Here is a 24,135-nt window from a genome sequence, read left to right on the forward strand (position 1 = left end):
GCGCCGCAGGCTCGCACCACGCACTCAGCACAGGAGGACGATCCGTGGACGACAGAGCACAGCACCCGGTGGCCGCCGTGGCGCTCACCGCCGCCGGCACCGCCTACTTCACCGGCGAGTTCATCGCCGCCGCCGCGTGGACCGACCCGCCCTACAGCTACACGCACCACTTCATCAGCAACCTGGGCGTGCACGGCCCGCTCACCGCGTTCGGCCAGTACATCTACTCGCCGCTGGCCGCCGTGATGAACACCGGTTTCGCGCTGACCGGGCTGTTCGCGCTGGCCGGTGTCGCCACGCTGCGGGGCCTGCCGGCCGCGCGCCGGGTGGCGGCGGTCACCGCGGCGGCGGTACTGGCGGCCGGCCTGATGCTGGTGGCGCTGTTCCCCGGCGACGGCAGCACCACCGGGACCGACTTCCACGGGATCGGCGCGATGCTGGCGTTCGTCGCCGGCAACGCGCTGATCGTCCTGCTGGGCCGCGCCCACCGCGCGCTCGGGCTGTCGCCCGCGCTGGGCCGCGCGCTGACGGTGGCCGGGATCGTCGGCCTGCTCTCGCTGGTGGCCTTCGAGGCGATTCTCGCGTCGGGCGCCGGCGTGCTCATCGGCCTCGCCGAACGCGGCATCATCTACCCGTTCCTGACCGGCTTCGTCGTCCTGGGCGCCGCCCTGCGACGGCGCCGCGCGCGGTGACCGGCAGACTTTCCTGTCAGCGCAGGTCAACGCGGGTACGGTTGCGCGGCGAGGCGCTGCTGAGAGGTGTACCGCCAGTACGTCCCTCAGCGCGCCGGGACGCCGTACCGTCGGAGGAATGGACAATCGAGCCGAGGTACGCGACTTCCTGACCGCGCGCCGCGCCAGGATCACGCCGGAGCGGGCCGGGCTCCCGGCCGCGGGGCAGCGCAGGGTACCGGGGCTGCGCCGGGCCGAGGTGGCGGCGCTGGCCGGGATGAGCGTCGAATACTACGCGAAGCTGGAGCGTGGCGCGCTGGCCGGTGTCTCCGCGAGCGTGCTGGACGCGATCGCCCGCGCGTTGCAGCTGGACGAGGCCGAGCGTGGGCACCTGCTGCACCTGGCGCAGGAGGCGAACAGCAGCAGCGCGCTGGTGCGCACGCCGGGCCGGCCGAAGCAGTGGGCGGTCCGGCCCAGCCTGCAGTGGACGCTGGACGCGATCACCAGCCCGGCGATCGTGGTCAACAACCGGGCGGACCTGCTGGCGGCGAACCTGCCCGGCCGCGCCATGCACAGCGACCTGTTCCACGACGGTACGCGGACGCCGAACGTCGCCCGGTTCACGTTCCTGGACGACACCGCACACCGGTTCTACCCGGGCTGGGAACGGTTCGCGGACATGACGGTGGCGAACCTGCGCACCGCCGCCGGCGTCCACCCGCACGACAAGGGCCTGCACGACCTGGTCGGCGAGCTGTCCACCCGCAGCGACGAGTTCCGCCGCCGGTGGGGCGCGCACGACGTGCGCGTCCACGGCACCGGTGTGCAGGAGTTCCGCCATCAGGTCGTCGGTGACCTGTCGCTGGCGTACGAGACGATGGCGCTGCGGGCCGAGCGCGACCTGTCGATGACCATCTACGTGGCCGAGCCCGGTTCGCGGTCCGCGCACGCGCTGGCGCTGCTGGCGTCCTGGGCCGCCACCGAGCAGATGTCACGGTCCACTGTGTGATCACACTTTGCTTCTGGATCTTTACGAAAGGCGATCACGTTCCATAGAGTGCGGCCACTGCCTGTCACTCATGGGGGTATCCGTGGCATCACTGTCGTCCCGGCGCGCGTCGTTCGCCGCCGTCTCGCTCGCCTCCGCGCTGCTGTTCGCCGCGGCACCGGCCACCGCGGCCCCGGCGCTGCCGGCCTCGCCGGTCGAGGCCGCGGCCGCACGCGCGGAGGCGTCCGGTCAGCGGGTGGAGATCGTCGCCGAGCGCACCGAGTCGGCCCGGGTCTTCGCGGAGCCGAACGGCACGCTGACCCTCGAGGCCGCGGTGTCGTTCTACACCGGCTCGTCGAGCTGGGCGTACGCGTCGAGCAACAACACGACGTACAACTCGACGATCGCACCGGTCGGGTACAACGAGTCGACCGGCGCCACCTACCGCTCGTTCTTCACGTTCCCGACCGGTGCGCTGGCCGGCGTGACCGTGCAGAACGCATACGTGCAGATGCTGCTGGAGCACTCCTGGTCCTGCACGCCCACGCCGGCCACCATGTGGTCGTCCGGCGCACCGGCCGGCACGCCACGCACCCCGTGGGCCACCCCGCTGCAGACCCGGCTCGCCACCGTCTCCGCCAGCGCGAACAACACCGGCGCGTGCGGCGCGGCACAGCCGCCCGCCACGGTCACGTTCGCCGGCGGCCCGGTCACCGCGCGGCTCCAGGCGGCGGCGGACGGCGGCCACCCGGACGTCACGGTCGCCTTCTCCGCGGCCGCCGCGGACGGCACCGGCGAGACCACGGTCAGCCGGTGGAAGCGCTTCTCGCGGACCGACGCGCGGCTGATCGTCACCTACGACGCGCCGTGACCGGCGCGGCACCCCGGCGCGGTCACCGCGCCGGGGTGCCGCCCAGCCCGAGCAGCCGCTCCAGGATCCGGTAGCGGTAGGCGAGCGTGAGCGCGCCGAACCACGGCACCAGCGACAGCAGCACCACCTCGAAGACCGGGCCGGCCGGGCCGGTGAGCCCGAAGTACGACCACAGCGCCGGGACCAGCAGCACCGCGGTGAACACCACGACCAGCGCCACCACCAGGTAGGCCGGCCGCCGGTCACCGGTCGGGCGGGTCCACGCGGCGAAGAACCGGCCGGGCGGCGCGAGGAACAGGATCAGCAGGAACGACGCGTAGCAGAAGAACGTGGACAGCCCGGTCTGTGCGCCGATCGTGGCGGCCGCGACCGTGAAATCGGTGTCCGTGCCGTAGGTCAGCCCGGTGTAGCTCTCGAAGTCGTCGATCACCTCCGCCGGGGTGCGCCCGGAGCTGAAGCCGCGCAGGATCCCCTGGTAGAGCGCGGTGTAGATGGCGGTGCCGCACGCGGCGGTGACGATCGCGGCCGGCAGCACGAACCGGGCCAGATTGCGCAGCAGGTGCGGGTCCGGGCGGGCCGGTGCGGCCCAGAACGTCAGGAACGCGGTCGGGATGCCCACGGTGAACAGCGTCAGGCCCACCTGCGTCGGCGTGTACGGGAACCCCAGCCCGAGCATGGTGACCGCGAGGATGACCAGGCCCTGGCTGCCGACCCGGGCCAGGAACACGTACAGCGAGATACCGATCCCGCCGATGATCCGGCGGCCCTCCTCGCGCGCCGGCGGCAGCACCGCGAACGAGTCGCCGGTCAGCACGATGTCGGCCACGTCCCGGGTCACCGTGCTGCCGCTGCGCATCGCCACGCCGACCTGCGCCTGCTTCAGCGCGCGGGCGTCGTTCACGCCGTCGCCGATCATCGCCACGTACCGGCCCTGGCGGCGCAGCGACCGTACGATGCGCTCCTTGTGCTCCGGCGCGACCCGGCCGAACACCGCGGTCCGCGCGACCAGCTCGTCCAGCCGCGCGTCGTCCAGGCCGTCCAGGTCCGCGCCCGGCACCGGCTCCCCCACCGCCAGCCCGGCCCGGGCCGCGATCGCCGCGACCGTGCGCGGGTCGTCACCGGAGAGCACCTTCAGCTGCACGCCGTCGTCCCGGAACCGGGCGACCGTCGGCACCACGTCGTCGCGCAGCTCGTCCGCCAGCGCGGCCAGCGCGACCGGTTCCACGCCGGTGAGCCGCGGTCTTCCGGCCTCGTCGCGCAACCCGGCGGCCCGGGCCAGGATCAGGACCCGCAACCCCTCGCCGGTACGGGCGGCGACCGCCTCCGGCACCTGCGGCAGCAGCGCGGCCGGGGCGCCGAGCACCCAGGTCCCATGGTCGGTTACCAGCCCGGACCAGCGCAGCGACGACGTGAACGGCACCTCGTCGCGCACCACCCAGGTCTCCCCGGGCAGCGCCGCGGCGATCGCGGCGCTGGTCAGGTTCGGTGCGGTGACGCTGCACGCGAACGCACCGAGCGTGGTCACGGCGGCGTCCCGGCTGTGGTCACCGAGCGGGACGACCTCGGCCAGCGTGAGATTGCCGGTGGTCAGCGTGCCGGTCTTGTCCGTGCAGACCACGTCCACGTTGCTGACCGACTCGACCGCGTTGACCTGCTGCACCAGCGCACCGCGCCGGGCGATGCGCACCGCACCGGCCGTGTACGCGAGCGCGATCAGGAAGAACAGCCCGTACGGGATGAGACCGGACAGCACCGCCGTGATCTGCACGACGCGCAGCAGCGTGAATCCCTCCAGGGCGGCCTGCGCGAGGATCGCGCCGCTCATCAGCGCGGTCAGCAGCATCACCAGCCGCACCACGAACTCGATGCGCCGCTGCAACGGCGTCGCGTCCGTGCTGGTCCGGCGTGCCTCCGCGGTCAGCCGGCCGGCGTGGCTGCGCGCGCCGACGTCCCGGGCCAGCTGATGGCCGTTCCCGGCCACACAGTGGCTGCCGGAGAGCAGGTCGTCGCCGGGCGCCTTGACCACCGGGTCGGACTCACCGGTCAGCAGCGACTCGTCCGCCTCGACCCGCCCGCCGGGCAGCAGCGGCCCGTCCACCACGATCTGATCACCGGCCCGGACGCGCAGCACGTCACCGCGGACCACCCGGTCCGGGCCGATCGTGCGCTCCGCGCCGTCCCGGACCACCACGACGGTGGCACGTTCCAGCAGCTGGAGCTGGTCGAGCTTACGCTTGGCGCGGATCTCCTGCACCGTGCTGATCACCGCGTTGATCAGGCCGAGGCCGACGCTGATCAGCGCGTCGCTGTACCGGCCGAGCGCCAGCAGCGTCGCGCCGATCACGAACAGCACCAGGTTGAAGAACGAGAACACGTTCGTCCGCAGGATCTCGCCGTAGCCGCGCGATCCCCCGCGTACCGCCGTGTTCGCCTCTCCCCGGCGCCGCCGGGCCTCCGCCTCGGCCTCGCTCAGCCCGAAGGCGTCCGCCCCGGGCCCGTCCGCCGTGATCGGCTCCGCCGCCGGCTCGGTCCGCTGCCTCATGCGCTCGTCAGCCCCTCCGATCGGCCACCCACCACATCCGATCATGCCGGGCATCCCACCGCCCGCCTCCCGGAATCGCCGGAACCGGCGCTCACGATCAGGGCGTGCGCTCCGGTGTCATGTCCTGGGTGCCGATGACGTTGAGCAGCTGGAGCGCGCGGTACTCCGGGGAGTCGCGGTCGGCGGTGAAGATGACCACCTGCTGGTCCTCGCCGGGGACCGAGAGGATCTCGAAGTCGAGTGTCAGCCGGCCGACCGCGGGATGGTCCAGGATCTCCTCGCTGTGGTGCTCGATCCGCATCTCCTGGCCGTGCCACAGCGCGGCGAACTCGGCGCTGCCGGCGGTCAGGTCGCGGATCAGCGTACGGATGCCGGGGTCCTTGGGGTAGCGCGACGCCGCGAGCCGCAGGTAGCTGACCGCGATGCCGGCGAACCGCCGGGCGCTGCCGATGCCGTACCGGGGCCGGCCGGGATCCGGTTGCAGGAAGTACTGCCGCACGATGTTGCGGTCGTCGGAGCTCAGCGCGGAAAAGTCCTCGAACAGCGCTGCCGCCAGCGGATTCCAGGCGAGCACCTGGCAGCCCGCGCCGATCACGAGCACGCCGGCGTCGCCGAGCCGGTCGAGGAGTTTGAGCGTGCCGGGCGGGACGTGACCGGACGGCCCGCCGCGCGGCGCGGTGCCGGCGTGACCGCCGAGCCGGAACAGGTATTCGCGTTCCTGGTCGGTGAGCCGCAGCGCACGGGCGATGCCGGCGAGCACCGCGGGTGACGGATGCCGGCCGCGGCCCTGCTCCAGCCGGGTGTAGTGCTCCACCGAGATCTGCGCCAGCTGGGCCACCTCCTCGCGGCGCAGGCCGGGGGTGCGCCGCCGTCCGCCGTGCGGCAGGCCCGCGTCGGACGGCCGGATCCGCTCCCGTTTGCCGCGCAGGAACGTGGCCATGCTCTCTCGGTCCATGGCTCGACCCTACGCACGACGGCGCCGCTCAGCCGCGTACCACCGGTGCCTGGCTACCACCCGGGCACCGGCGGCACCGTCACCGTCATGGAAAACAACAGTTCCGTCCTGGTCACCGGCGGGTCGGGGTTCCTGGCCGGATACGTCGCCGCCGAGCTGCTGCGACGCGGGCACCACGTCCGCGTCAGCGTGCGCAACCTCGCCCGGGCGGACGCGGTCCGGGCCCGGATCGGCCGGCTGGCCGAGGCCGCCACCCTGGATGTCGCCGAGGCCGACCTGCTGAACGACCGCGGCTGGGCGGCGGCGGCCGACGGGATGGACTACGTCGTGCACACCGCGTCGCCGATGCCGATCGGCGAGTTCCGCAACCAGGACGTCGTCCGCCCGGCGCGGGAGGGCACCCGCCGGGTGCTCACCGCGGCCCGGGACGCCGGCGTCCGGCGGGTGGTGCTCACCTCCTCGACCGCCGCGGCGATGCCCGCGGACCGGGACGCACCGGCCGACGAGAGCGTCTGGACCGACCTGCCGGACCGGCCCGAGTACGTCTACCCGCGGGCGAAGACGCTGGCCGAGCGTGACGCGTGGGACCTGGTCCGCGGCTGGCCGGACGGCCCGGAACTGGCCACCGTGCTCCCGGCCAACATCCAGGGTCCCGCGGTCGACGACGACTACGCGCCGTCGATCGCGTTGATCCGGATGATGCTGACCGGCCGCTTGCCGCTGCTGCCCCGGCTCGGCTACTCGATCGTCGACGTCCGTGACCTCGCGGTCCTGCACGCGGACGCGCTGACCGACCCGGCCGCGGCCGGCCAGCGGTTCATCGCGGCCGGCGAGTTCCTGTGGTTCAGCGAGATCGCCGCTGTGCTGCGCGCCGGCCTGGGCGGCGCGGCCCGCCGGGTCCCCCGGCACGCCATGCCGAACTGGCTCGTTCACGCCGGCGCGCTGGTGAACGCCGAGATGCGGCAGATGCGTCCGAGCCTGGACCGGCGCAGCAACCTGATCGCCACGCACGCGGAGCGGGTCCTCGGCTGGCGCACCCGCCCGGCCGCGGAATCGATCCTCGACGCCGGGCGCAGCCTGATCACGCTCGGGCTGGTCTAGGGTCCGTACCGGCCTGATCGGGTGAGCCCCGTTCCCGGCGGCGTACGCGATACGCTGCCGGACGGCTCCGTCCGCCCGAGGAGGAACGCGCATGTGCCGCAGCATCCACCCGTTGCACAACTTCGCACCGCCGGCCACCCCGGACGAGGTGCACGCCGCCGCACTGCAGTACGTACGGAAGATCGCCGGGACGACCAAGCCGTCCCAGGCGAACCAGGAGGTCTTCGACGCCGCGGTCGCCGCCGTCATGGCGGCGACCCAGGCGCTGCTGGACGGGCTGGTCACCGCCGCGCCGCCGAAGAACCGCGAGGAGGAGGCCGCGAAGGCCCGGGCCCGCGCGGAACGCCGCTACGCCTCCTGAACGCGGCCGGCGCGTTCCGCGGCCCGGCCGATCACGAAGCGGGTGGCCAGCGCCGCGGCCAGGAACATCGTCGCGAGCAGCGCCCAGCCCGGCGTGCCCCGGTCGACCGCGGTCGCGGTCACCACGACCGGCGCCACCATCGCGCCGAGCGCGAACCCGGTGCCGTAGACGCCCTGGTACGCGCCGATCGCCCCGGCCGGGGCCAGCTCGAAACTGATGCTCCAGCCGGCCGCGCTCGAGGTGATCTCCGCGAGCGTGTGCACGGCCGCGGCCGCCAGCAGCGTCAGCACCGCCGCGACCGTGGGCAGCTCACCGGCGGCCGCCCAGAGCAGGCAGGCCAGCGCCATCAGCCAGCCCGCCCAGGTCATCGCCCGGCGGGCGCCGCGCAGATCCGACGTACCGCGGCTGAGCCGCACCTGCAACGCGATCACCAGCGCGGTGTTGAGCAGCAGCAGCGGTGAGACCAGCACGTCCGGCGCCGCGGTGTGGTGTACCACCCACAGCGGCACCGCGATCTCGAACAGGCCGAACTGAATGCCGAAGATCCCGTTGAGCGCGGCCAGGAGCAAGAACCTGCCATCACGGTACGGGCCGGAGCCGCCCGATCCGGCCGGGTGACCCGCGTCGGGGCGCGCGTCGACGCGCGCCGCGGGCAGGCCGCGCAGCAGCACCGCGGACGCCAGGAACAGCACGCCCGCCGCCACCATCGTCACCCGGTAGGCGCCCGCGGTGCCGACCGCCAGCGGGATCGCGGCGAGCGCGGTACCGGCCGCGATGCCCGCGTTCGTGACCGTGCGCATCAGCGCTCGGATCCGCACCCGTTCCTCGCCCTGGAACGCCCGGCCGATCGCGGCCGACCGCACCGACGCGCCGCCCTGCTGCGCCAGCATCACCAGCGACGCCACCAAGATCAACGTCGGCAGATCCCGGACCAGGACGTACGCGGTCAGCGCGCCGCCCTGCACCACGTGCAGCGCGATCAGCATGCGGCGCGCACTCCACCGGTCCGCGAGGTGCCCGAAGCCGAGCGAGGCAAGCACGCCGACGCCACCGGCCACGGTCAGGCCGGCACCGACCGTCACCGCCGGGAGGCCGGCCACCCCGATCAGGTACAGCGAGGTGAGCGTGAAGAACGCACCCCGCCCGACGGTGTCGACCGCGGTCACGGTGAGCAGGCGGCGCAGGGCGGGATCGGCGCGGACGAGCGCGGTTGTCGTGGTCACCGCCCAGTTCTCCCCGACCGCGCCGCCGTACGGAACAGATGTAGCCTTGAGCTTAATGATCAGGTATGTGCTGGAGCCGTCCGACGTGACCGCGATCCGGTTCGGCATCTCCCCGCTCAGCGAGCTCGGCATGGGCCTGCGCGCGCTGCGGTTCCCGGACCGGTACCCGCTGCAACGCCCGTGGATGGACCGGATCACGCCGGTGCTGCCACTGCTCGATCTCGCCCCGCTGTACGCGCTGGTCGACGACCGCCGCTGGGTGGCCGACTTCGTCAACCCGCGCCCCACCTCGCCGCTGACGGTCATCGACGACGAGCTGGCCGCGCTCGCGCAGATCACCCCGGAACGCCTGCGTGCCGACCTGGAACGCGTGCACGGCACCGTCCCCGGCGTGTTCCGCGGCGACCACAGCGCGGTCGTACGCCGGATGATCGATGCTCTGTCCGCCGCCTGGCGGCTGTGTTTCGCCCCGTCCTGGCCCCGGATGCGCGCCGTGCTGGAGGCCGACATCCTGCACCGCGGCCGGGTCGCGGCCGGGTCCGGTCTCGGCGCCGCCCTCACCGGCCTGTCCCCGCGCGTCACGTTCGACGGCCGGCACCTGGACGTACGCCTGGCCTCGAACCTGGCCGGCGTGCGCCCGGTCCGCGGCGAGGGCGTCACGCTGGTCCCGTCGATGTTCGTCAACCGGGTCTGCATCCCGGCCGACGACATGCTCCCGCCGGTCCTCATGTACCCGGCACGCGGCCAGGGCGCAATGTGGTCGACCGCCACCGCACCCGACGCCGGCGCCGTCCGCGATCTGCTCGGCGTGCCGCGCGCCACGCTGCTGGCCGCACTCGGCGAACCCGCCTCCTCCACCGAACTCGCGATGCGCCTCGGCGTCACCGCGTCCGCCGTCAACCAGCAGCTGCGCCTGCTCTCCCGCGCCGGCCTGCTCAACCGCGCGCGCTACGGCCGCAGCGTCCTCTACTACCGCAGCGACCTCGGCGAATCCCTCGCCGGGGACGCCCGGGCCTGAGCGACGTCAGGCGACAATCATCCGGTGCCCGATACCCCGCCGTTCGTGATCACGCCACGTGCGCTCAGCGACCTCAGCGCAGTCCAGTACCGGTTCGCCACCGTGCGGCGCGCGGCGCACGCACGCGACGACCTGCTGATCGTCACCTTCACGGGGTCGTACGGCGTGGGTAGCGCGGGCAACGGCGACGCCGCCGCCATGCGGGCGGTGATCGCCCTCGGCCGCCGTGCGTTCACCCCGGCCGGCGTCGTGCTGGATCTGCGCGGACTCACCTACGAGTGGGGCGACATGATGGCCGACGTCCTCAACGACGCCATCGTCGCCCGGGTGAACCCCGCGGTCGTGGTCTCCGACGCCTGCCGCAAAGCAATGACCAGCCTGGTGGCCAGCGAATTGGGCGAGGACCCGGCCGCCTGGCTCTTCGGCACCCCCGACGACGCCCTCCGCGCCGTCGACGCCGGCACGAGCCGGACGCGGCCCTCGTCGCCGTAGACCGGGTTTGGCACCGGTGCGTTACCGCGGCCTCGCCCAGCAGCGTCCGGGCGATGTCACGGTCGTCGCGGACGGCCGCGGGGCAGGCGGCCACGGCGCGCAGCCGCCCGTGGACTCCCCGTCCGTTGCACGGCGCCGGAGATGGTGGGGCTCAGCCGTACCGTGCGACGAGGGTGTTGCCGATCGAGGCGAGCTGAGCGCGTACCCCCGGCGGGCCGGTCACCTCGACCCAGGTGACCAGCGCGGCCAGCTCGCCGGCGAGGGTGCCCTCGTCGCTGCCGCGCACCACGACCTCGATGCGGCCGTCGGGGGTGGGGCCGCCCACCTCGAGCCGGCCGCCGAACGCGATCCGGAGCACGCCCATCCCGCTGGGCGCGCACACCGCGTGGGCCTCGACGGGTGTGCGCTTGCGGTCGAACTCGTCCGCGAGCACGCGCCAGCTCTCGGCGAGGTCGAAGTCCCCGGGCCGGTGCACGGGTTCGCCGGTCGGCTCGGCGGACGACACCCGGTCGATCCGGAAGGTGCGCCGGCCGGCCGCGGTGTCGGCGACCAGGTACCACGACGGGCCCTTGGCCACGACGCCCAGCGGGTGAACGGTTCGCCGGGTCTCGCTGCCCGCGCGGTCGGCGTAGCCGAGCCGAACCTGGACACCGCGGATCACCGCGTCCTGAAGTGCGCCGAGGAAGCGGGGTAGCGGTGGCACGGCCCGGTCCGACCCCCATCGCCGCGGGTCCGTGACGAACGACGACGCCGCCGCCTCGGCCTGCGCCCGGAACGGTTCCGGCAGCGCGTGGACCAGCTTGCGCAGCGCCGCTCGAACCGCCGGCGTCACGGACGCGGCCGGGCCGGCGACCAGGAACAGCGCGCGGGCCTCGCCCGCGGTCAGGCCGGACAGGTCGGTGCGGGCGCCGCCGACGAGACGCCAGCCGCCGCCCCGGCCGGGCACGGAGTAGACCGGCACGCCGGCCGTGCCGAGCGCGTCGAGGTCGCGGCGCGCGGTGCGCTCGGAGACCTCCAGTTCCCGGGCGACCTCGGCCGCTGTCACCTGCTGACGGCGTTGCAGCAGAAGGAGGATGGCCATCAACCGGTCGGCACGCATGCCGGCAACGGTTTCATGGAAACCGGTCAGGGGATGACCGGTTTCGGCCCGCACGATGCCGGCATGACAACGAACTTTCCCGAGCCCACCCGCGTCCCGGTCAACGGTGTGGAACTCGAGGTCTTCGAAGCCGGCCGGGAGCACGCGGGGAACCCGGTCGTGCTCTGCCACGGCTGGCCGGAGCACGCGTTCTCCTGGCGCCATCAGGTGCCCGCGCTCGCGGCGGCGGGCTACCACGTGATCGTCCCGAACCAGCGGGGGTACGGCAACTCGTCGCGCCCGGCCGAGGTCACCGGCTACGACATCGCACACCTGTCGGGTGACCTCGTCGCGCTGCTCGATCACTACGGGTACGACAATGCCACCTTCATCGGCCACGACTGGGGTGCGGCCGTCGTCTGGGGCCTGGCCCTGTTGCACCCCGGCCGGGTCAGCCGCGTGATCAACCTGAGCCTGCCGTACCTGGAACGCGGGGAGCGGCCCTGGATCGAATCCATGGCGGAGACGCTCGGCGGCGACTTCTACTTCGTGCACTTCAACCGGCAGCCGGGTGTCGCGGAGGCGGTGTTCGAGGAGAACACGTCCCGGTTCCTCCGGAACCTGTACCGCACGGAGGTGCCACCCGCGACGCGGGAGCCGCAGCCGGGCAATGCGTTGATCGACCTTGCCCGCATGGAGAATCCGCCCGGCGAGCCCGTCATGAGCGACAGCGAGCTGGCCGTCTTCGTCGCCGCCTTCGCATCGACGGGATTCACGAGCAGTATCAACTGGTACCGGAACCTGGACCGCAACTGGCACCTGCTGGCCGGCGTGGACCCGATCGTCCGGCAGCCCACCCTCATGATCTACGGGGACCGCGACCCGGTCGCGCGATCCGGGCGACTGACGGACTTCGTACCGCACGCGACAGTGGTCAGTCTGGACTGCGGTCACTGGATCCAGCAGGAGAAGCCTGCGGAGACGAACCGGGCGATCCTGACATGGCTGGCCCGGCAGCATGCCGCCTAATTAGACCGCGGCACCGTCGGCAGGGCCGGGACCGTGGGTCGCGCACGCGCCCCACGGTCCCGGCCAGGCACGAGACAGCTGCGGCGGTTCAGGCAGATGCGGAATCGATGTTCGAAATCATCCGACGAATGACCTTGAGCGCCGCTACGTACTCCTCGTCCGGGATTCCTCGGTGAATCTCGGTGCGCAGTCCGGTCACCAGGTCCCTTATCCGGCCTTGAGCTGCCCGGCCCGCGTCGGTCAGATGCAGGTGCCCCAGCTCGTCCGAGGCGATCCAACCGCGGTGCAGGAGCTGATCGACGGCGCGAGGAACCTCGTCCGGACCGTCGGCCACGTCTGTCAGTTGCGTAGCGACGTCCGTCCGGGTGAGGCCGTCACCGGCATCCACCCGCGTGAGAGTCCACCATTGCGGTTGCGTGACGTCGACGGTGGCCATCATGTCACGCAGCCGCTTGATGACGGCCTTGTGCACGGCCCCGCTCCAATAGCCTATCGGCTGTGCCGCAAGGGCATCGTCCGCGGCGGAGGGATCGGCGGTCGCGGGCACGGCACCAGGGTTCACACGGCCTCAACTCCGGGAGTGACGGGCGAAGTGACGACGCGCTCCATTGTAGCCAGCGCCTTCGACGGCCATCCGGCGACGAACAGCTCGGGCCAGGCCGGCGCCAAGACCCGGGAACGGCCTCTCCCGATCACAGAGGTGAACGACTCCTCGCCGGGAACGTCCCGACCGGCTCGGACATCACCGCCGTGGTCGCGCGCCGAGCAGCGCCGACCTCGCGCCGGCCCGGCGTAGCCGCGGGCTCACCCCGGCATCCGCCCATAGCCGCAATCCGGGACGGCGGACGCTGCCGAGCGTGCAGACCGCCGGCGCCGGGACACCTAGAGACATCGTCGTACTTCGATGTAGGGTGGGAGCGCTCCCGCACTGCGTCCTCTACTTTGATCGAGGAGCTGACCATGTCGCGACTCCCGCGCCGCCCGGCCGCCCTGCTGGCCGGCCTACTCTCGCTGGTCCTCACCGCGCTGCTGGCACCATCGAGTTCGGCGGCCGGCACCGCCGCCCCCGACACGTCACGCGCGCCCGCGGTGCCACTCACCGAACTGACGGTGTCGGCCGAACGGGTCGCCACCGGCCTGCGGCGTCCCATCGCGATCACCGGACTGCCGGACGGCCGGATGCTGATCGCCGAGAAGGCCGGCACCGTCCGCGCCTACCACCCCGGCACCGGGCTCGCGGCCGAGCCGGTGCTCGACCTGACCGCCCGGATCGACACCTCGAACAACGAACGCGGCCTGCTCGGCATCACGCCCGCGCCGGACTTCACGCAGTCCGGGACCCTCTACGTGGCCTACACGAGCCTGCCGGCCGGCGAGCTGACCCTGGCGCGGGTGCCGATCGGCGCACCGGACCAGGTGCAGGTGCTGCTCACCCAGGAGCACGCCGAGTACGGCAACCACAACGGCGGGCAGGTGGCGTTCGGCCGCGACGGCTACCTCTACTGGTCCCTCGGCGACGGCGGCCACACCAACGACCCGTTCAAGGCCGGCCAGAACCTCGGCACCCTGCTCGGCAAGATCGTGCGGATCGACGTCAACCGCACCTGCGGGGCACGGCCCTACTGCGTCCCGTCCGACAACCCGTTCGTCCGCACGCGCGGAGCACGACCGGAGATCTGGGTGTACGGGCTGCGCAACCCGTGGCGGTTCTCGATCGACCCGGCCGACAACTCGCTGTGGATCGGCGACGTCGGGCAGGGCCTGATCGAGGAGATCAACCACATCCGGCCGCGGCAGCGCGGTGCGAACCTCGGCTGGTCCTGCCGGGAGGGCACCCCGGTGTTCGACCCGCAGCAGTGCCGGTCGAACGTGCGCTACACCGACCCGGTCTTCGAGTACGACCATCTCAACGACAACTGCTCGGTGACCGGCGGCCTGGTGTACCGCGGATCCGAGACCCCGGCGGCGGTGGGCACCTACATCGCGAGCGACTACTGCTCGACCCGGGTGTTCGCGGTCCGTCCCGCGCCGGGCGGCGGCTACGAGTCCGCCGCGATCGGCAACTTCCCCACCCAGCCGACCGCGATCGGCGCCGACGTGCACGGCGAGCTGTACGTACTCAGCGACCTGCCCGGGTGGCTGAACCGGGTGCGCTTCGCGCACGTCCCGCCCGCCACGGACGGCGCGGTGCCGAACCGCTGACCCGGCCGGCGGAGGAACTCTGCGGGACGGTCAGGTCCAGATGGCCGTCCCGGGCCCGCCGTGGCCCCGCACACCGGATGCGGCGCTGCGCCCCGCCGGCGGCGTGCGGCGGGGCGGTAGCCGGCCCGTCACGACAACCTGACCTGCCGAAGCCCGGCCGCACCTCCCGCCGAAACGCGCATCCTCGAACCGGCGCGAACACCGCCGGGCCGGCCGGAGGGCCGGAGATTCGGTAAGCGGTGGTAGCGACGACTCGGGCGGCGGGCGTCCCGCGGGGCCGTCACCCGGCAGGCGGGGCGGTGCTCTGCCGGACGGTGAGCGTCGTCGCCAGCTCGATCCCGAGCCGTGTTGCGCGCTCGCCCCGGCCGAGTGCCAGTGCCAGCTCTGTTGCGGCAACGGCCATCTCGACCAGCGGCTGGTGAACGGTGGTCAGTGGAGGATCGACCAACGTGGCGACCGGCAGATCGTCGAAACCGACCACGCTGAGGTGCGCCGGGATTCGCAACCCGGACGCGCGCGCCGCCTGATAGACACCGACGGCCTGCAGGTCATTGCCCGCGAAGATCGCCGTCGGAGGCCGCGGGCCCTTCAGCAGCCGCAGCGCGGCGGCCCGGCCGCCGTCCACGGTCAGGTCGGCGTGGACGATGGAATCGCCGTCGACCGGCAGGCCGGCGGCGTCCATGGCGGAGCGGTATCCGTCCTGGCGGGCCCGGCAGCACAGGATCCGGTCCGCGCCACTGATCAGGGCGATCCGTTGATGCCCCTGCCCGATCAGGTGCCGGGTGGCCGCCCGGCCACCGGCCCAGTTGGTCGCTCCGACGAACGGAACGCCGTCAGGCAGTTCGACGGTGGGGTCGAAGACCACGAACGGGATGCCTCCGGTACGTAGCTGGTTGCGTTGCTCATCGTTCAGCTGCGCCACCGCCACAAGACAGTCCGGACGCCGGTCGAGAGCATCGTCGATCCAGTACCGGATCCCACCGCCCTCCGGGCCGAACTCGGTCAGGACGACCCCGACGCGCTGCTGCCGGGCCACCTGCTCGACACCGCGGATGATCTGAACTCCCCACATGTCCGCGATCCGGTCGAAGACGAGCTCGATCAAGTTGCTGCGGACGGCCCGATTCGGACGGCGGTACCCGAACCGGCTGATCGCTGCCTCGACGCGGGCGCGGGTGTCGGCAGCAACACCGGAACGGCCATTGACGACCTTGGAGACAGTGGGAACGGAAACCCCGGTGGACGCGGCAATGTAGGCGATGGTCACCGGCTTGTCCGAATCGTCAACCGGGTCCGCCGACTCGGCGTGCGTCAACGTAGACTCCCGAAACTTTCCAACGATGCCCGTCATCCCCCAGCTCGGACCGTAACGATGCTCGGCCCTTCCGTCAACAAATCATGGCCTCATGACGTACACCGGCACTCAATGGCTTTATGTATTGACGTCGATCTAAGAAATGCGTAGCGTTCGACTTGGAAACTTTCGGAGTCCGGGCCTGCGAAAGTTCAGCGCGGCAGCGGAAGCCTGCTATGGCTCGCGGGCGCGGGGCTACGCCTTTCCCGACCCGCTCTTCGGCTGATCGGCTCGACCCACGAGCAGCGGCCGTCAGCCTCGCCGCCTGCGACAACGCCGCCCGCTGACAGGGTGGCGAACCGTCGGCAGACGAACGAACCACCTACGGCAAGGAGAACCCTGGTGAGTCCGCAGACTCTGGTACGAGCCCGCCGGCGGGTCGGCATGGTGGCCGGTGGAGTGGCCGCGCTCCTGGTCGCGGGGATGATGACGGCCGCCGACGCACAGGCGGCGACCGGGTGCCGGGTGGCCTACGCCGTCTCGGCGCAATGGCCGGGAGGCTTCACCGCCAATGTGTCCGTGACCAACCTCGGCGAACCCGTCGACGGCTGGACTCTGGCGTGGACGTTCCCGTCCGGCCAACGGGTCACCCAGGCGTGGAGCGCGTCGGTCACCGCGTCGGGCGGCACCGTGACCGCGGCGAACATGAGCTACAACGCCACCATCGCGACCAGCGCCACGGTCACGTTCGGATTCAACGGCGCTTGGACGGGCAGCAACACCGCCCCGGCCTCGTTCACGCTGAACGGGGCCGTCTGCACCGGCAACCTCGACGGCACGGGAACACCGACGGCCGGCGTGTCCCCGTCGGTGTCGGCGTCGGCCTCACCACGCCCGAGTGACCCGATGGCGATCGTCGCCGCGATGCAACCCGGCTGGAACCTCGGTAACACGCTGGACGCCATCCCCGACGAAACCGCTTGGGGCAACCCTTTGACCACCCGGGCGATGCTCCATCACGTACGGTCGCAGGGGTACAACAGCATCCGGCTCCCGATCACCTGGAGCAATCACCACGGTGCAGCACCCGACTACACCATCGACGCCGCCTGGCTCGCCCGCGTCCGCCAGATCGTCGACTGGGCTTTGGCCGAGGACCTCTACGTGATGATCAACCTGCATCACGACTCCTGGCAGTGGATCAACACCTATCCGAGCGACCGCACGAACGTGATGAACCGGTACACCGCGCTGTGGACCCAGATCGCCACGGCTTTCCGTGAACACTCCGCCAAGCTGGTGTTCGAGAGCATCAATGAGCCACAGTTCGCCGGCACCACCGGTGACGCCGAGAGCGACCAGATGACACAGGAGCTCAACACCGCGTTCGTCCGCCTCGTACGGCAGACCGGCGGCGACAACGCCACCCGGCTGCTGGTGCTGCCCACCCTGCACACCAGCGGCGAACAAGCCCGGCTGGACGCACTGAACGCCACCTTCAACGAGCTACGAGACCCGCACCTCGCCGCGACCGTCCACTTCTACGGTTGGTGGCCGTTCAGCGTCAACATCGCCGGCGGCACCCGCTACGACTCCAACGTGGAACAGGACATCGTGGCCACGTTCGACCGCGTCCACACCACGTTCGTCTCCCGCGGAGTCCCGGTGATCATCGGCGAGTGGGCACTGCTCAGCTACGACTACACCCGCCCCGGCATCATCGAGCGCGGCGAGTTCCTCAAGTACATCGAAGCCGTCGGCCACCACGCCCGCGCCCGGAAACTCACCACCATGCTGTGGGACGCGGGCTCCTTCCTGCATCGCCCCGAGCTGCGGTGGCGCGACCAGGGCATCTACGAGATGATGAAGGCCAGCTGGAGCGTCCGCTCCGGCACCGCGTCCTCCGACCAGGTGTATGTGCCCCGCACCGGTGCCGTCACGAGCAAGTCGTTGACGCTCAACCTCAACGGCACCGCCTTCGAGGGCCTGCGGCAGGGCAGCACCGACCTGGTCGACGGCGCCGACTACACCGTCTCCGGCGACACCCTCACGCTCACTCCAGCCGCCCTCACGCGGCTGGTCGGCAACCGCGCCTACGGAGTCAACGCCACCATCGAGGCCCGCTTCTCCCAGGGTGCGCCGTGGCAGATCAGCATCATCACCTACGACCCGCCGACGCAGGCCGCCGCGACCGGCTCGACGAACTCGTTCGCCATCCCGACCCAGTTCCGCGGCGACCAACTCGCCACGATGGAAGCCACATACGCCGACGGCAGCCCCGCCGGACCGGCCAACTGGACTTCATTCAAGGAGTTCTGGAGCAACTTCCAGCCCGACTACACCGCCAACACGATCATCCTGAAGCCAGAGTTCTTCGCCGAGGTCAACGACGGCACCGTGACGCTCACGTTCCACTTCTGGAGCGGCACACAGATCACGTACCACGTCACCAAGTCCGGCACCTCGGTAACCGGCACCACCTGAAAGCGCCAGGGTGCTGCGGACCTCCACGAGCCGCAGCACCCTCTCGGGCATCCTCAAAGCCGTCACGCGCAGGTTGACCAAGATCGGGTAACCGGATCGGCCGCCGAACGTGCGCGGCGGCCGCCCGGGCCGGCGAGGCGGCGTGATCGGTGTCGGCCGGCGCCGGGCGCACGCCGGGACGTGTGCCCGGGGTTGGGCTGGGCATCGATGAACGAGAGGAGATCCATCCAGTCGTCGACCGGCTTGCGACGTTCGGCCGCGTGCCTCAGGCGATGAACGGTCTGGTCCTCGGGTATATCGCGATCAAGGCGGTACCCGTTGGTCACGGTAGGCCGCGATCCGCTCGCTGACCACCGTGACGTCCCGCCGGCCCGCGGATGCCCCGACAGTCGACGCGTTGCTCCCCGGAGCGGTCGCATAAGCCCTGACCGGCGTGTTTGACCCGCTCCGGTACGGGCACACCAGGTTGCATGAGCGACGAGACCCAGACCGACAGCACCCTGGACCGGCACACCGATCTGGAGGCGTTGCGCAACGGCGGTACCCCGCAGACCCCGGGCGTCATGACCACCACCGGCGGCATCGCCGGCCCGGCCAGCGTGGCCGCCGCCATCAACCGCCACCGCACCGCCGGCGAGGGCGAGACCGCCACGGACTCGGACTCCGACGAACCGGACCCGCAGGAGGCCCACGGCGGCAGTATGGCCCCCGGCCTGGTCAGCGACACCGGCGATCTGATCTCAGACCCGCCGCCCGCCGGCCGCTGACCCTCCCGCGGGAGACGGATGGCGTCGCGGTGGCGGCAACGCCGCGACGGCCCTCGCCCACCGCCCTCCGCCAGGTCCCAACCGATCGGCCATAGACGCCGCTCCGCTCGAACTCGCTTTGGTGCTGTGCCCTTTCGCGTTCACGCTGCGCCTGGTCGGCCTGTGCCGGATCCGCCACCACGACGAGGTCTGCCCGGCACGCAGCCCGCGCAGGTCTTCGCCACGATTTCCGAGCGTGAACACGCCGAACTGAAGACCGCGCTGCACGGCCCGTGACGGAAAGCGAGCTGTCCGCGGCCGGCTGAACCGCGGCGGGGATCGGTGACGTGATCCCTACAACCCGAAAACGGTCCGGTCCCGAATCGCCCGCCACCAGGCCGAAGGCCTGGCCGGCCGCCTCGTCCCGGCCGCTCACGCAGAGGCCGAACCTGTCTCGTCGACCGCATCCGGCGCCTGTTGCAGCCCCCGAAGGCCTGGATGACCGGACGACATCCGTGCCGCCATCCGTGACCGGATCGTCGAAACCCCGGCCGTGTCGGTGGTCCTGGCCGAGGACGAAACCCACCTCGGCCCGCTGCCCCGTATCCGCTCCTGCTGGCAGACGGCCGGGACACGTCACCGGGTTCCGACCCCCGGCGGCGACCGCCGCCGCACCACCCACGGCGCGATCGACCTGGACACCCGGGCCTGGCACCACCACGTCTCGGTCAAGAACGTCGTGACGTTGAGGTGGCCACGGTGCGCTGCCGGCGCACGGCTTCACATGAGGACCGAGTGGCAGGCGCGCGGCTCGTCGGCTCGGGCAACTCGACTACATTCAGTGATGTCTGCGGACCGATCGACGTCCGGATCTGCCGAAAAGAGTGCTATCGCAGAACGCGATAAGTGCGGCCCGTTCAAATGGAATCCAAAAAGCAGTTTTTATCGACAAGGAAGTTGCCGAGAGCTACACTGACACCCTTTACCTCAATGTTGAGAAATCCCAAAAACTTTGAAAAGTCGATTTTCTAAACTCTTCGTATCAGCTGCAGTTAGGGCCAAATTCCTCAAGAATCTTTTGCGACTCGACAGTTCAGCGGAGTTTTTGAACCTTTGGAAGATCGGTGGTATTTTTACTTTAAAAGTTATAATATGCGCGTTCACCTCAAACTTTTCGGATCCGATTCCAAGTTCTCTTCTCAGGCTTTCTTTTAGGGCCTCTAGCTGCCTCTTTCCCTCCGCTTCCTTGAGCCCGCTATCCTCCCCGAACATCTCTGTCATCCAGGCCCGAAGATTTATAGCACCTCTCGAATCTCGAACCTCTCTGCAGACTTTTAGGATATCGTCCGGCGACTTTGCAGTATTGACGACAAATGCAAAAACTGGAAACAGATCTATGTCCCAATCACTGCCCCCGTAATCTTGGGAGCAAAACTTCGCTACTTCGTCGCGGAAGCCTCTCGCAAAATTAGCCGGAATAGAACCGAAGTCTGCATTTTTGCGCAAACTCATAGCTGGGTCAATTGAAAGCATGACCGCACGCGCTGGATGCGGTCGAAATATCATGCCGTGATCGATTGAAATTGCATTATATACCAGTGCGCGAGCAAGGAAGGCGCCGATTGAGGCCAGATAGTCGAAGTTCGTATAGGCCGTTTGTATCTTTTTGCGCCCGAGGCGCACCCACTCTCGATCGATCGCCGCCTCAAACTCCCTTTTATATCCCCCCAAAGAATCTTCGCCTTCGAGCTGATAAATAGTTTGACTATGCGAGAAGAGGTCAGGAATATTCCTATAAACCGGAGCCTCCAGAACTCCGAGGGTGGCTTTAGCCATCTGATTCCTGCGATCCTCATCTTCCATAAAGAATTTCATGCCGTCTCTAAATATCTCAGCAATAGATCGCCTGTCTTCGACTCGAACAATTACTTCATCAAGCCAGTTGTCAAATACGCCCAACTTGGTTGGCAGCCACGGATAGGAGGGACTTCGGCGGAGGTTACCCCCTTCCTGGTCAACACTGAGAATGCCGATACGCTCATGAAGAATTGCCGATTCGATGACCTCGGCAAGGCTGGCGAATTCGATCCAAATTGGACACTCCCCGCCGCTTTTGCGGCCCCGAAGGAAGTTTTCATATGGATTCTTGACAGAAGTTGGATACCTCAACTCGGCACAACTAAGGGCGTTCGCTGCCGAGGCAAGCGTCGTGTAGTCGAGAAGCATAGTAGACATGGCGAACTTCCCCCATGAAGTGAGTGGAATCCCCTGAATAGACATAGTGCATGCAATCAACCGCCACAGATTCTAGACGAGGTTTTCGACACGACTGGCGTGTGTGATATTTTTTTCGTCATCTGCAAGATGTGCGCCCATTAAAATTGCCGCGATTGAGATTCTTCATTCGGGTTTGGCAGCATCCCCGGTCATATGGTCACGTGTTCCAACGCACCCTAGATCTGCCGAACTCATTTGCCGCGATCCGCGCGTTGATCATGATCGGATGCACGGATCTGCCGCAGACAGTGCTCGGTGCCAGGTGCCCGCCGTGACGCTCCGTGCTGTGGAGAAGCCAGACGATTCAGGTTGCCGGGAGCTGGCGTTCGCCGGTCATGAGTCGGTGGGCGTCGGCGGCTGCGTGGGCGACTTCGTGCCATCGCGGGTGCGCGAGGTAGTCATCATCGGCTGCCATGGGTCCTAACTCGTCGAGAACAACCATTAGGTGGTCGAGCGTTGCCGAGACCGCTGCGGCTTCGGCGGCGCTCACGAGGATGGTGCCGATGTCGTGTCGGGGGTGGTACTGGTCCCACAAGGTGTCGTCAATGATCCAGTGCACGGCCTCCGTCAAGCCCGGCCAGCGCCCGGTCTCGTGTGGACGCAGCTTTGCGAGGACGGACAGGGCGTCGATGATGTCGGCCCTGCGTCCGGGTAAAACGACGATGGTCATACACCTTCCTGTCCAGCCGACATGAGCTGCAACCTACAGTCGCCGACGCCAACCGCGCGCACTCGTTGCCGCAAGCCGAGCCCGGCGCCATCATCAGATGTCCGGTTCTGCCGCCGATCGTGCGCGTCGGCCGAGGCCTCGCGGTCACTTGCCGTGTCGTCGGCTTGGCCGTCTTGATCCGCCGTAGAGGTGGACGCGGTGTTCGACATGATGGTCGGGCTCGCGTGAGACGAACCCGTCGGTCTTCATCTCGCCGTTCGTGATGAGGATCAGCCACTCTTCGTAGTACCAGCTGGGATCGCAGGCGCAGGTGGTCACGGTGAACCGGAAATTCGCCCGGTACCGGCCGGTCTCGCCGGGCTTGAGCGCGAAGAGACGGGCCGGGCCGCTCTGCCGCGGGTAGGCGGCCCTGCCCGGTAGCCGGTCGACGATCAGCGTCCCGCTTTTCGTGGACAACCAGAGGTCGAGGTCGTGGGCTCGATCCAGGCCACCGCTGATGACGCCGTCATGCGGTATGTACCGCACTGCCTCATCCGCCAGCACGTCGTGGATCATCACATCACCGGTCGGCAGCGACGGCGGAAGCGCCACTGGACTGCACAAACCGCGCCGGGCGTTCGCCGCCAGGGCTCCACGTGCTGCCGCGCTCCAGCGCACACGCACTCGTTGAACAGTGATCACCGGTTCACCTTGACGCGCCGAACCTCCGGGCCGCCAGCCGTTATCCGGATCTGCCGCGATCCGAGCGTGCGGGTGGACAGGCTTTCGGAGACCGTTTGGGCTGCCCGTCACCACGGTCACAGGTGCGCCGGGCCTTGGAGGGGGATGTATCACCGAACATGCTCGCCGTGCCCGGGGTGTTCAGGTTTGCATGGATCGAGCCGCCGCGATCACCGTACTCAGCTGCTCGCTGTTGAGCTGTCGAGCGTGCCAGGTCAGCGCGGCGATCTCCGCGGCGGCCGGGTGTGCCCGCGCGTCCTCGACGACCGGGCCGATCCCGGTCAGCGCGACCATGTCCGCGGGTGGGTAGCCGAGCAGGTGAGCGAACGCGGTCACGTATTGCGGCGTGACGACGACCCTTCCTGAGCCGAGCCCGGCGACGGTGGCATCGGAGACGTGCGGACCGTCCCCGATCTCCGCGAGGATCCGCGCGTTGTACGGACGGATGTTGCGATTGCGCAGCAGGCGCAGCAGCAGCGCTCCGGGAGTGTCCGGGTATTCGTCGTCAGGCGTCGGGCCGATCCGGGGCTCGACGGGCAGCGATCTGATCACCGCGGTCAGCTGACGGCGCCGGTCGGCGTCCATCCGGACGAGGTGCCGGACGATCGCGCCCACGTCCCATGGCGATGTCGGCCATGCTGAGCCCAGCTCATCCGGTACCGGCTGCCCGGCGATGACGAACAGGTCCGCGGTACGGAGGCCGAGTGCCGGCGCCAGTCTCCGCAGGAGATCAGGGTCGGGCATCACGGCATCATCGATGACCGCGGCGAGGTGTTCGCCCGGCACGCCGGCCTCCCTGGCGAGGACGGTCCGCATATGTGCGACCGATGTGTCCGGAGTCGGCCGGCGCTGCGACAACAAACGCCACAACCGTCTGCCGAAGACCGACCGTTCCATGGCACGCGACTCTATCGTTCTCCGACCCATGCCGGATGATTCGTGCAGGCATCCGGATCCGCCGCTGTTGGTGGCGGCGGAGGAGACGAGGCCGGCACAGGTCATCGTTCGAGGTCTTCGGGCGGTCGCCAAGCCGTACGGCCGCATCATGAGCAGCGGCGTCCCAGCGGTCCTCGATACCAGCTCGCCCGAGGAAGTCCGGCTGGCCGCGGATGCCTTGGACTACCTTGGACTACCTTGGTCTGCCGGATCTGGCCGAGGTGACCCGGCGACTGGTCGACGCCGACTGGCGGTCCGAGGACAGCCTGCAAGAGCGGCTCAACCACGCCTTCTGGGGTCTGGAACAGGCGCTTGCCGGTGCGTTCGAGCGTACATACGCCGAGTCTCCGGAGGACTTCGCCCCGCTCGTCGCGGACGGAGTCGATCGACGGTCTTATTCCGTCGGCGCGGGGTGCGCGTCCGGTAACTCGTTGGCGGCTGCGGACGTGGACTCTTGAGGTGCAGCCATTACACGCA

General features: G+C 69.8%; 22 protein-coding genes and 1 pseudogene. 13 read left to right on the forward strand and 10 right to left on the reverse strand.

The window, feature by feature from the left end; translation table 11 throughout:
- Positions 1 to 44: 44 nt before the first annotated feature.
- The 3 genes from J2S42_RS03325 (at position 45) to J2S42_RS03335 (ending at position 2,530) form a co-directional block, all read left to right on the forward strand.
- Entirely contained in the window at positions 45 to 692 is a 648-nt protein-coding gene (locus tag J2S42_RS03325; RefSeq protein ID WP_307235076.1) for a DUF998 domain-containing protein, read from the forward strand.
- Between the two features lie 118 nt (positions 693 to 810).
- On the forward strand, positions 811 to 1,680 hold the full coding sequence (locus tag J2S42_RS03330) for a helix-turn-helix domain-containing protein (protein ID WP_307235077.1): 870 nt from the start codon (positions 811 to 813) through the stop codon (positions 1,678 to 1,680).
- Positions 1,681 to 1,762: 82 nt separating this feature from the next.
- Complete coding sequence (locus tag J2S42_RS03335; protein WP_307235079.1) at positions 1,763 to 2,530, forward strand: hypothetical protein; 768 nt, start codon at positions 1,763 to 1,765, stop codon at positions 2,528 to 2,530.
- Positions 2,531 to 2,552: 22 nt separating this feature from the next.
- Here J2S42_RS03335 and J2S42_RS03340 read toward each other — a convergent pair whose 3' ends face one another.
- Together J2S42_RS03340 and J2S42_RS03345 are read right to left on the reverse strand one after the other, a co-directional pair.
- Positions 2,553 to 5,072, reverse strand: coding sequence for an HAD-IC family P-type ATPase (locus J2S42_RS03340; RefSeq protein WP_307235081.1), 2,520 nt, complete (start codon positions 5,070 to 5,072; stop codon positions 2,553 to 2,555).
- A gap of 97 nt (positions 5,073 to 5,169) precedes the next feature.
- Positions 5,170 to 6,027: a helix-turn-helix transcriptional regulator gene (locus J2S42_RS03345; protein WP_307235083.1), complete on the reverse strand. Its 858-nt coding sequence runs from the start codon at positions 6,025 to 6,027 to the stop codon at positions 5,170 to 5,172.
- A gap of 87 nt (positions 6,028 to 6,114) precedes the next feature.
- Between J2S42_RS03345 and J2S42_RS03350 the strand changes: the two genes are divergently transcribed.
- Positions 6,115 to 7,128, forward strand: a complete 1,014-nt coding sequence (locus tag J2S42_RS03350) for an NAD-dependent epimerase/dehydratase family protein (protein ID WP_307235084.1) — start codon at positions 6,115 to 6,117, stop codon at positions 7,126 to 7,128.
- A gap of 91 nt (positions 7,129 to 7,219) precedes the next feature.
- Positions 7,220 to 7,489 (forward strand): DUF2277 domain-containing protein, encoded by a 270-nt coding sequence (locus J2S42_RS03355; protein WP_307235086.1) that lies wholly within the window; start codon positions 7,220 to 7,222, stop codon positions 7,487 to 7,489.
- Here the strand turns inward: J2S42_RS03355 and J2S42_RS03360 are convergent.
- Positions 7,477 to 8,712 (reverse strand): MFS transporter, encoded by a 1,236-nt coding sequence (locus tag J2S42_RS03360; protein WP_307235088.1) that lies wholly within the window; start codon positions 8,710 to 8,712, stop codon positions 7,477 to 7,479. The two genes, J2S42_RS03355 and J2S42_RS03360, sit on opposite strands and share 13 nt — an antisense overlap.
- A gap of 55 nt (positions 8,713 to 8,767) precedes the next feature.
- On the opposite strand from J2S42_RS03360, the gene J2S42_RS03365 reads away from it, so the two are divergent.
- Positions 8,768 to 9,730, forward strand: coding sequence for an ArsR/SmtB family transcription factor (locus J2S42_RS03365; RefSeq protein WP_307235091.1), 963 nt, complete (start codon positions 8,768 to 8,770; stop codon positions 9,728 to 9,730).
- 24 nt (positions 9,731 to 9,754) lie between these two features.
- Positions 9,755 to 10,222, forward strand: a complete 468-nt coding sequence (locus J2S42_RS03370) for a hypothetical protein (protein WP_307235092.1) — start codon at positions 9,755 to 9,757, stop codon at positions 10,220 to 10,222.
- 151 nt (positions 10,223 to 10,373) lie between these two features.
- On the opposite strand, the gene J2S42_RS03375 is transcribed toward J2S42_RS03370, so the two are convergent.
- Positions 10,374 to 11,303: a helix-turn-helix transcriptional regulator gene (locus J2S42_RS03375; protein ID WP_307235094.1), complete on the reverse strand. Its 930-nt coding sequence runs from the start codon at positions 11,301 to 11,303 to the stop codon at positions 10,374 to 10,376.
- Between the two features lie 81 nt (positions 11,304 to 11,384).
- On the opposite strand from J2S42_RS03375, the gene J2S42_RS03380 reads away from it, so the two are divergent.
- Complete coding sequence (locus tag J2S42_RS03380; protein ID WP_307235096.1) at positions 11,385 to 12,329, forward strand: alpha/beta fold hydrolase; 945 nt, start codon at positions 11,385 to 11,387, stop codon at positions 12,327 to 12,329.
- Positions 12,330 to 12,417: 88 nt separating this feature from the next.
- On the opposite strand, the gene J2S42_RS03385 is transcribed toward J2S42_RS03380, so the two are convergent.
- Positions 12,418 to 12,876, reverse strand: a complete 459-nt coding sequence (locus J2S42_RS03385; RefSeq protein ID WP_307235098.1) for a MarR family winged helix-turn-helix transcriptional regulator — start codon at positions 12,874 to 12,876, stop codon at positions 12,418 to 12,420.
- 413 nt (positions 12,877 to 13,289) lie between these two features.
- Between J2S42_RS03385 and J2S42_RS03390 the strand changes: the two genes are divergently transcribed.
- Positions 13,290 to 14,531, forward strand: a complete 1,242-nt coding sequence (locus J2S42_RS03390) for a PQQ-dependent sugar dehydrogenase (RefSeq protein WP_307235100.1) — start codon at positions 13,290 to 13,292, stop codon at positions 14,529 to 14,531.
- Between the two features lie 280 nt (positions 14,532 to 14,811).
- On the opposite strand, the gene J2S42_RS03395 is transcribed toward J2S42_RS03390, so the two are convergent.
- Positions 14,812 to 15,846, reverse strand: a complete 1,035-nt coding sequence (locus tag J2S42_RS03395; RefSeq protein ID WP_307235101.1) for a LacI family DNA-binding transcriptional regulator — start codon at positions 15,844 to 15,846, stop codon at positions 14,812 to 14,814.
- Between the two features lie 381 nt (positions 15,847 to 16,227).
- On the opposite strand from J2S42_RS03395, the gene J2S42_RS03400 reads away from it, so the two are divergent.
- From J2S42_RS03400 to J2S42_RS03410, 3 genes and pseudogenes are all read left to right on the forward strand, one after another.
- A complete protein-coding gene (locus J2S42_RS03400; RefSeq protein WP_307235102.1) occupies positions 16,228 to 18,309 on the forward strand; it encodes a cellulase family glycosylhydrolase in 2,082 nt (693 codons plus the stop codon).
- Between the two features lie 470 nt (positions 18,310 to 18,779).
- A complete protein-coding gene (locus J2S42_RS03405; protein WP_307235103.1) occupies positions 18,780 to 19,076 on the forward strand; it encodes a hypothetical protein in 297 nt (98 codons plus the stop codon).
- Positions 19,077 to 19,410: 334 nt separating this feature from the next.
- Positions 19,411 to 19,794: pseudogene (locus J2S42_RS03410) on the forward strand (IS630 family transposase); the annotation flags it as partial.
- A gap of 248 nt (positions 19,795 to 20,042) precedes the next feature.
- Here J2S42_RS03410 and J2S42_RS03415 read toward each other — a convergent pair.
- The 4 genes from J2S42_RS03415 to J2S42_RS03430 form a co-directional block, all read right to left on the reverse strand.
- Entirely contained in the window at positions 20,043 to 21,281 is a 1,239-nt protein-coding gene (locus J2S42_RS03415; RefSeq protein ID WP_307235104.1) for a hypothetical protein, read from the reverse strand.
- Positions 21,282 to 21,636: 355 nt separating this feature from the next.
- A complete protein-coding gene (locus J2S42_RS03420) occupies positions 21,637 to 22,002 on the reverse strand; it encodes an SCO4402 family protein (RefSeq protein ID WP_307235105.1) in 366 nt (121 codons plus the stop codon).
- A 144-nt stretch (positions 22,003 to 22,146) separates the two neighbouring features.
- The gene (locus J2S42_RS03425; RefSeq protein WP_307235106.1) at positions 22,147 to 22,683 is read right to left on the reverse strand and encodes a hypothetical protein; all 537 of its coding nucleotides are present in this window, start codon (positions 22,681 to 22,683) and stop codon (positions 22,147 to 22,149) included.
- Positions 22,684 to 22,863: 180 nt separating this feature from the next.
- Positions 22,864 to 23,508 carry a hypothetical protein gene (locus J2S42_RS03430; protein WP_307235107.1) on the reverse strand — a complete coding sequence of 215 codons (645 nt, stop codon included), beginning with the start codon at positions 23,506 to 23,508 and terminating at the stop codon, positions 22,864 to 22,866.
- 338 nt (positions 23,509 to 23,846) lie between these two features.
- On the opposite strand from J2S42_RS03430, the gene J2S42_RS03435 reads away from it, so the two are divergent.
- A complete protein-coding gene (locus tag J2S42_RS03435) occupies positions 23,847 to 24,116 on the forward strand; it encodes a hypothetical protein (protein WP_307235108.1) in 270 nt (89 codons plus the stop codon).
- Positions 24,117 to 24,135 lie beyond the last annotated feature (19 nt).

It is taken from the genome of Catenuloplanes indicus (genome assembly GCF_030813715.1).
Taxonomy (GTDB): domain Bacteria; phylum Actinomycetota; class Actinomycetes; order Mycobacteriales; family Micromonosporaceae; genus Catenuloplanes; species Catenuloplanes indicus.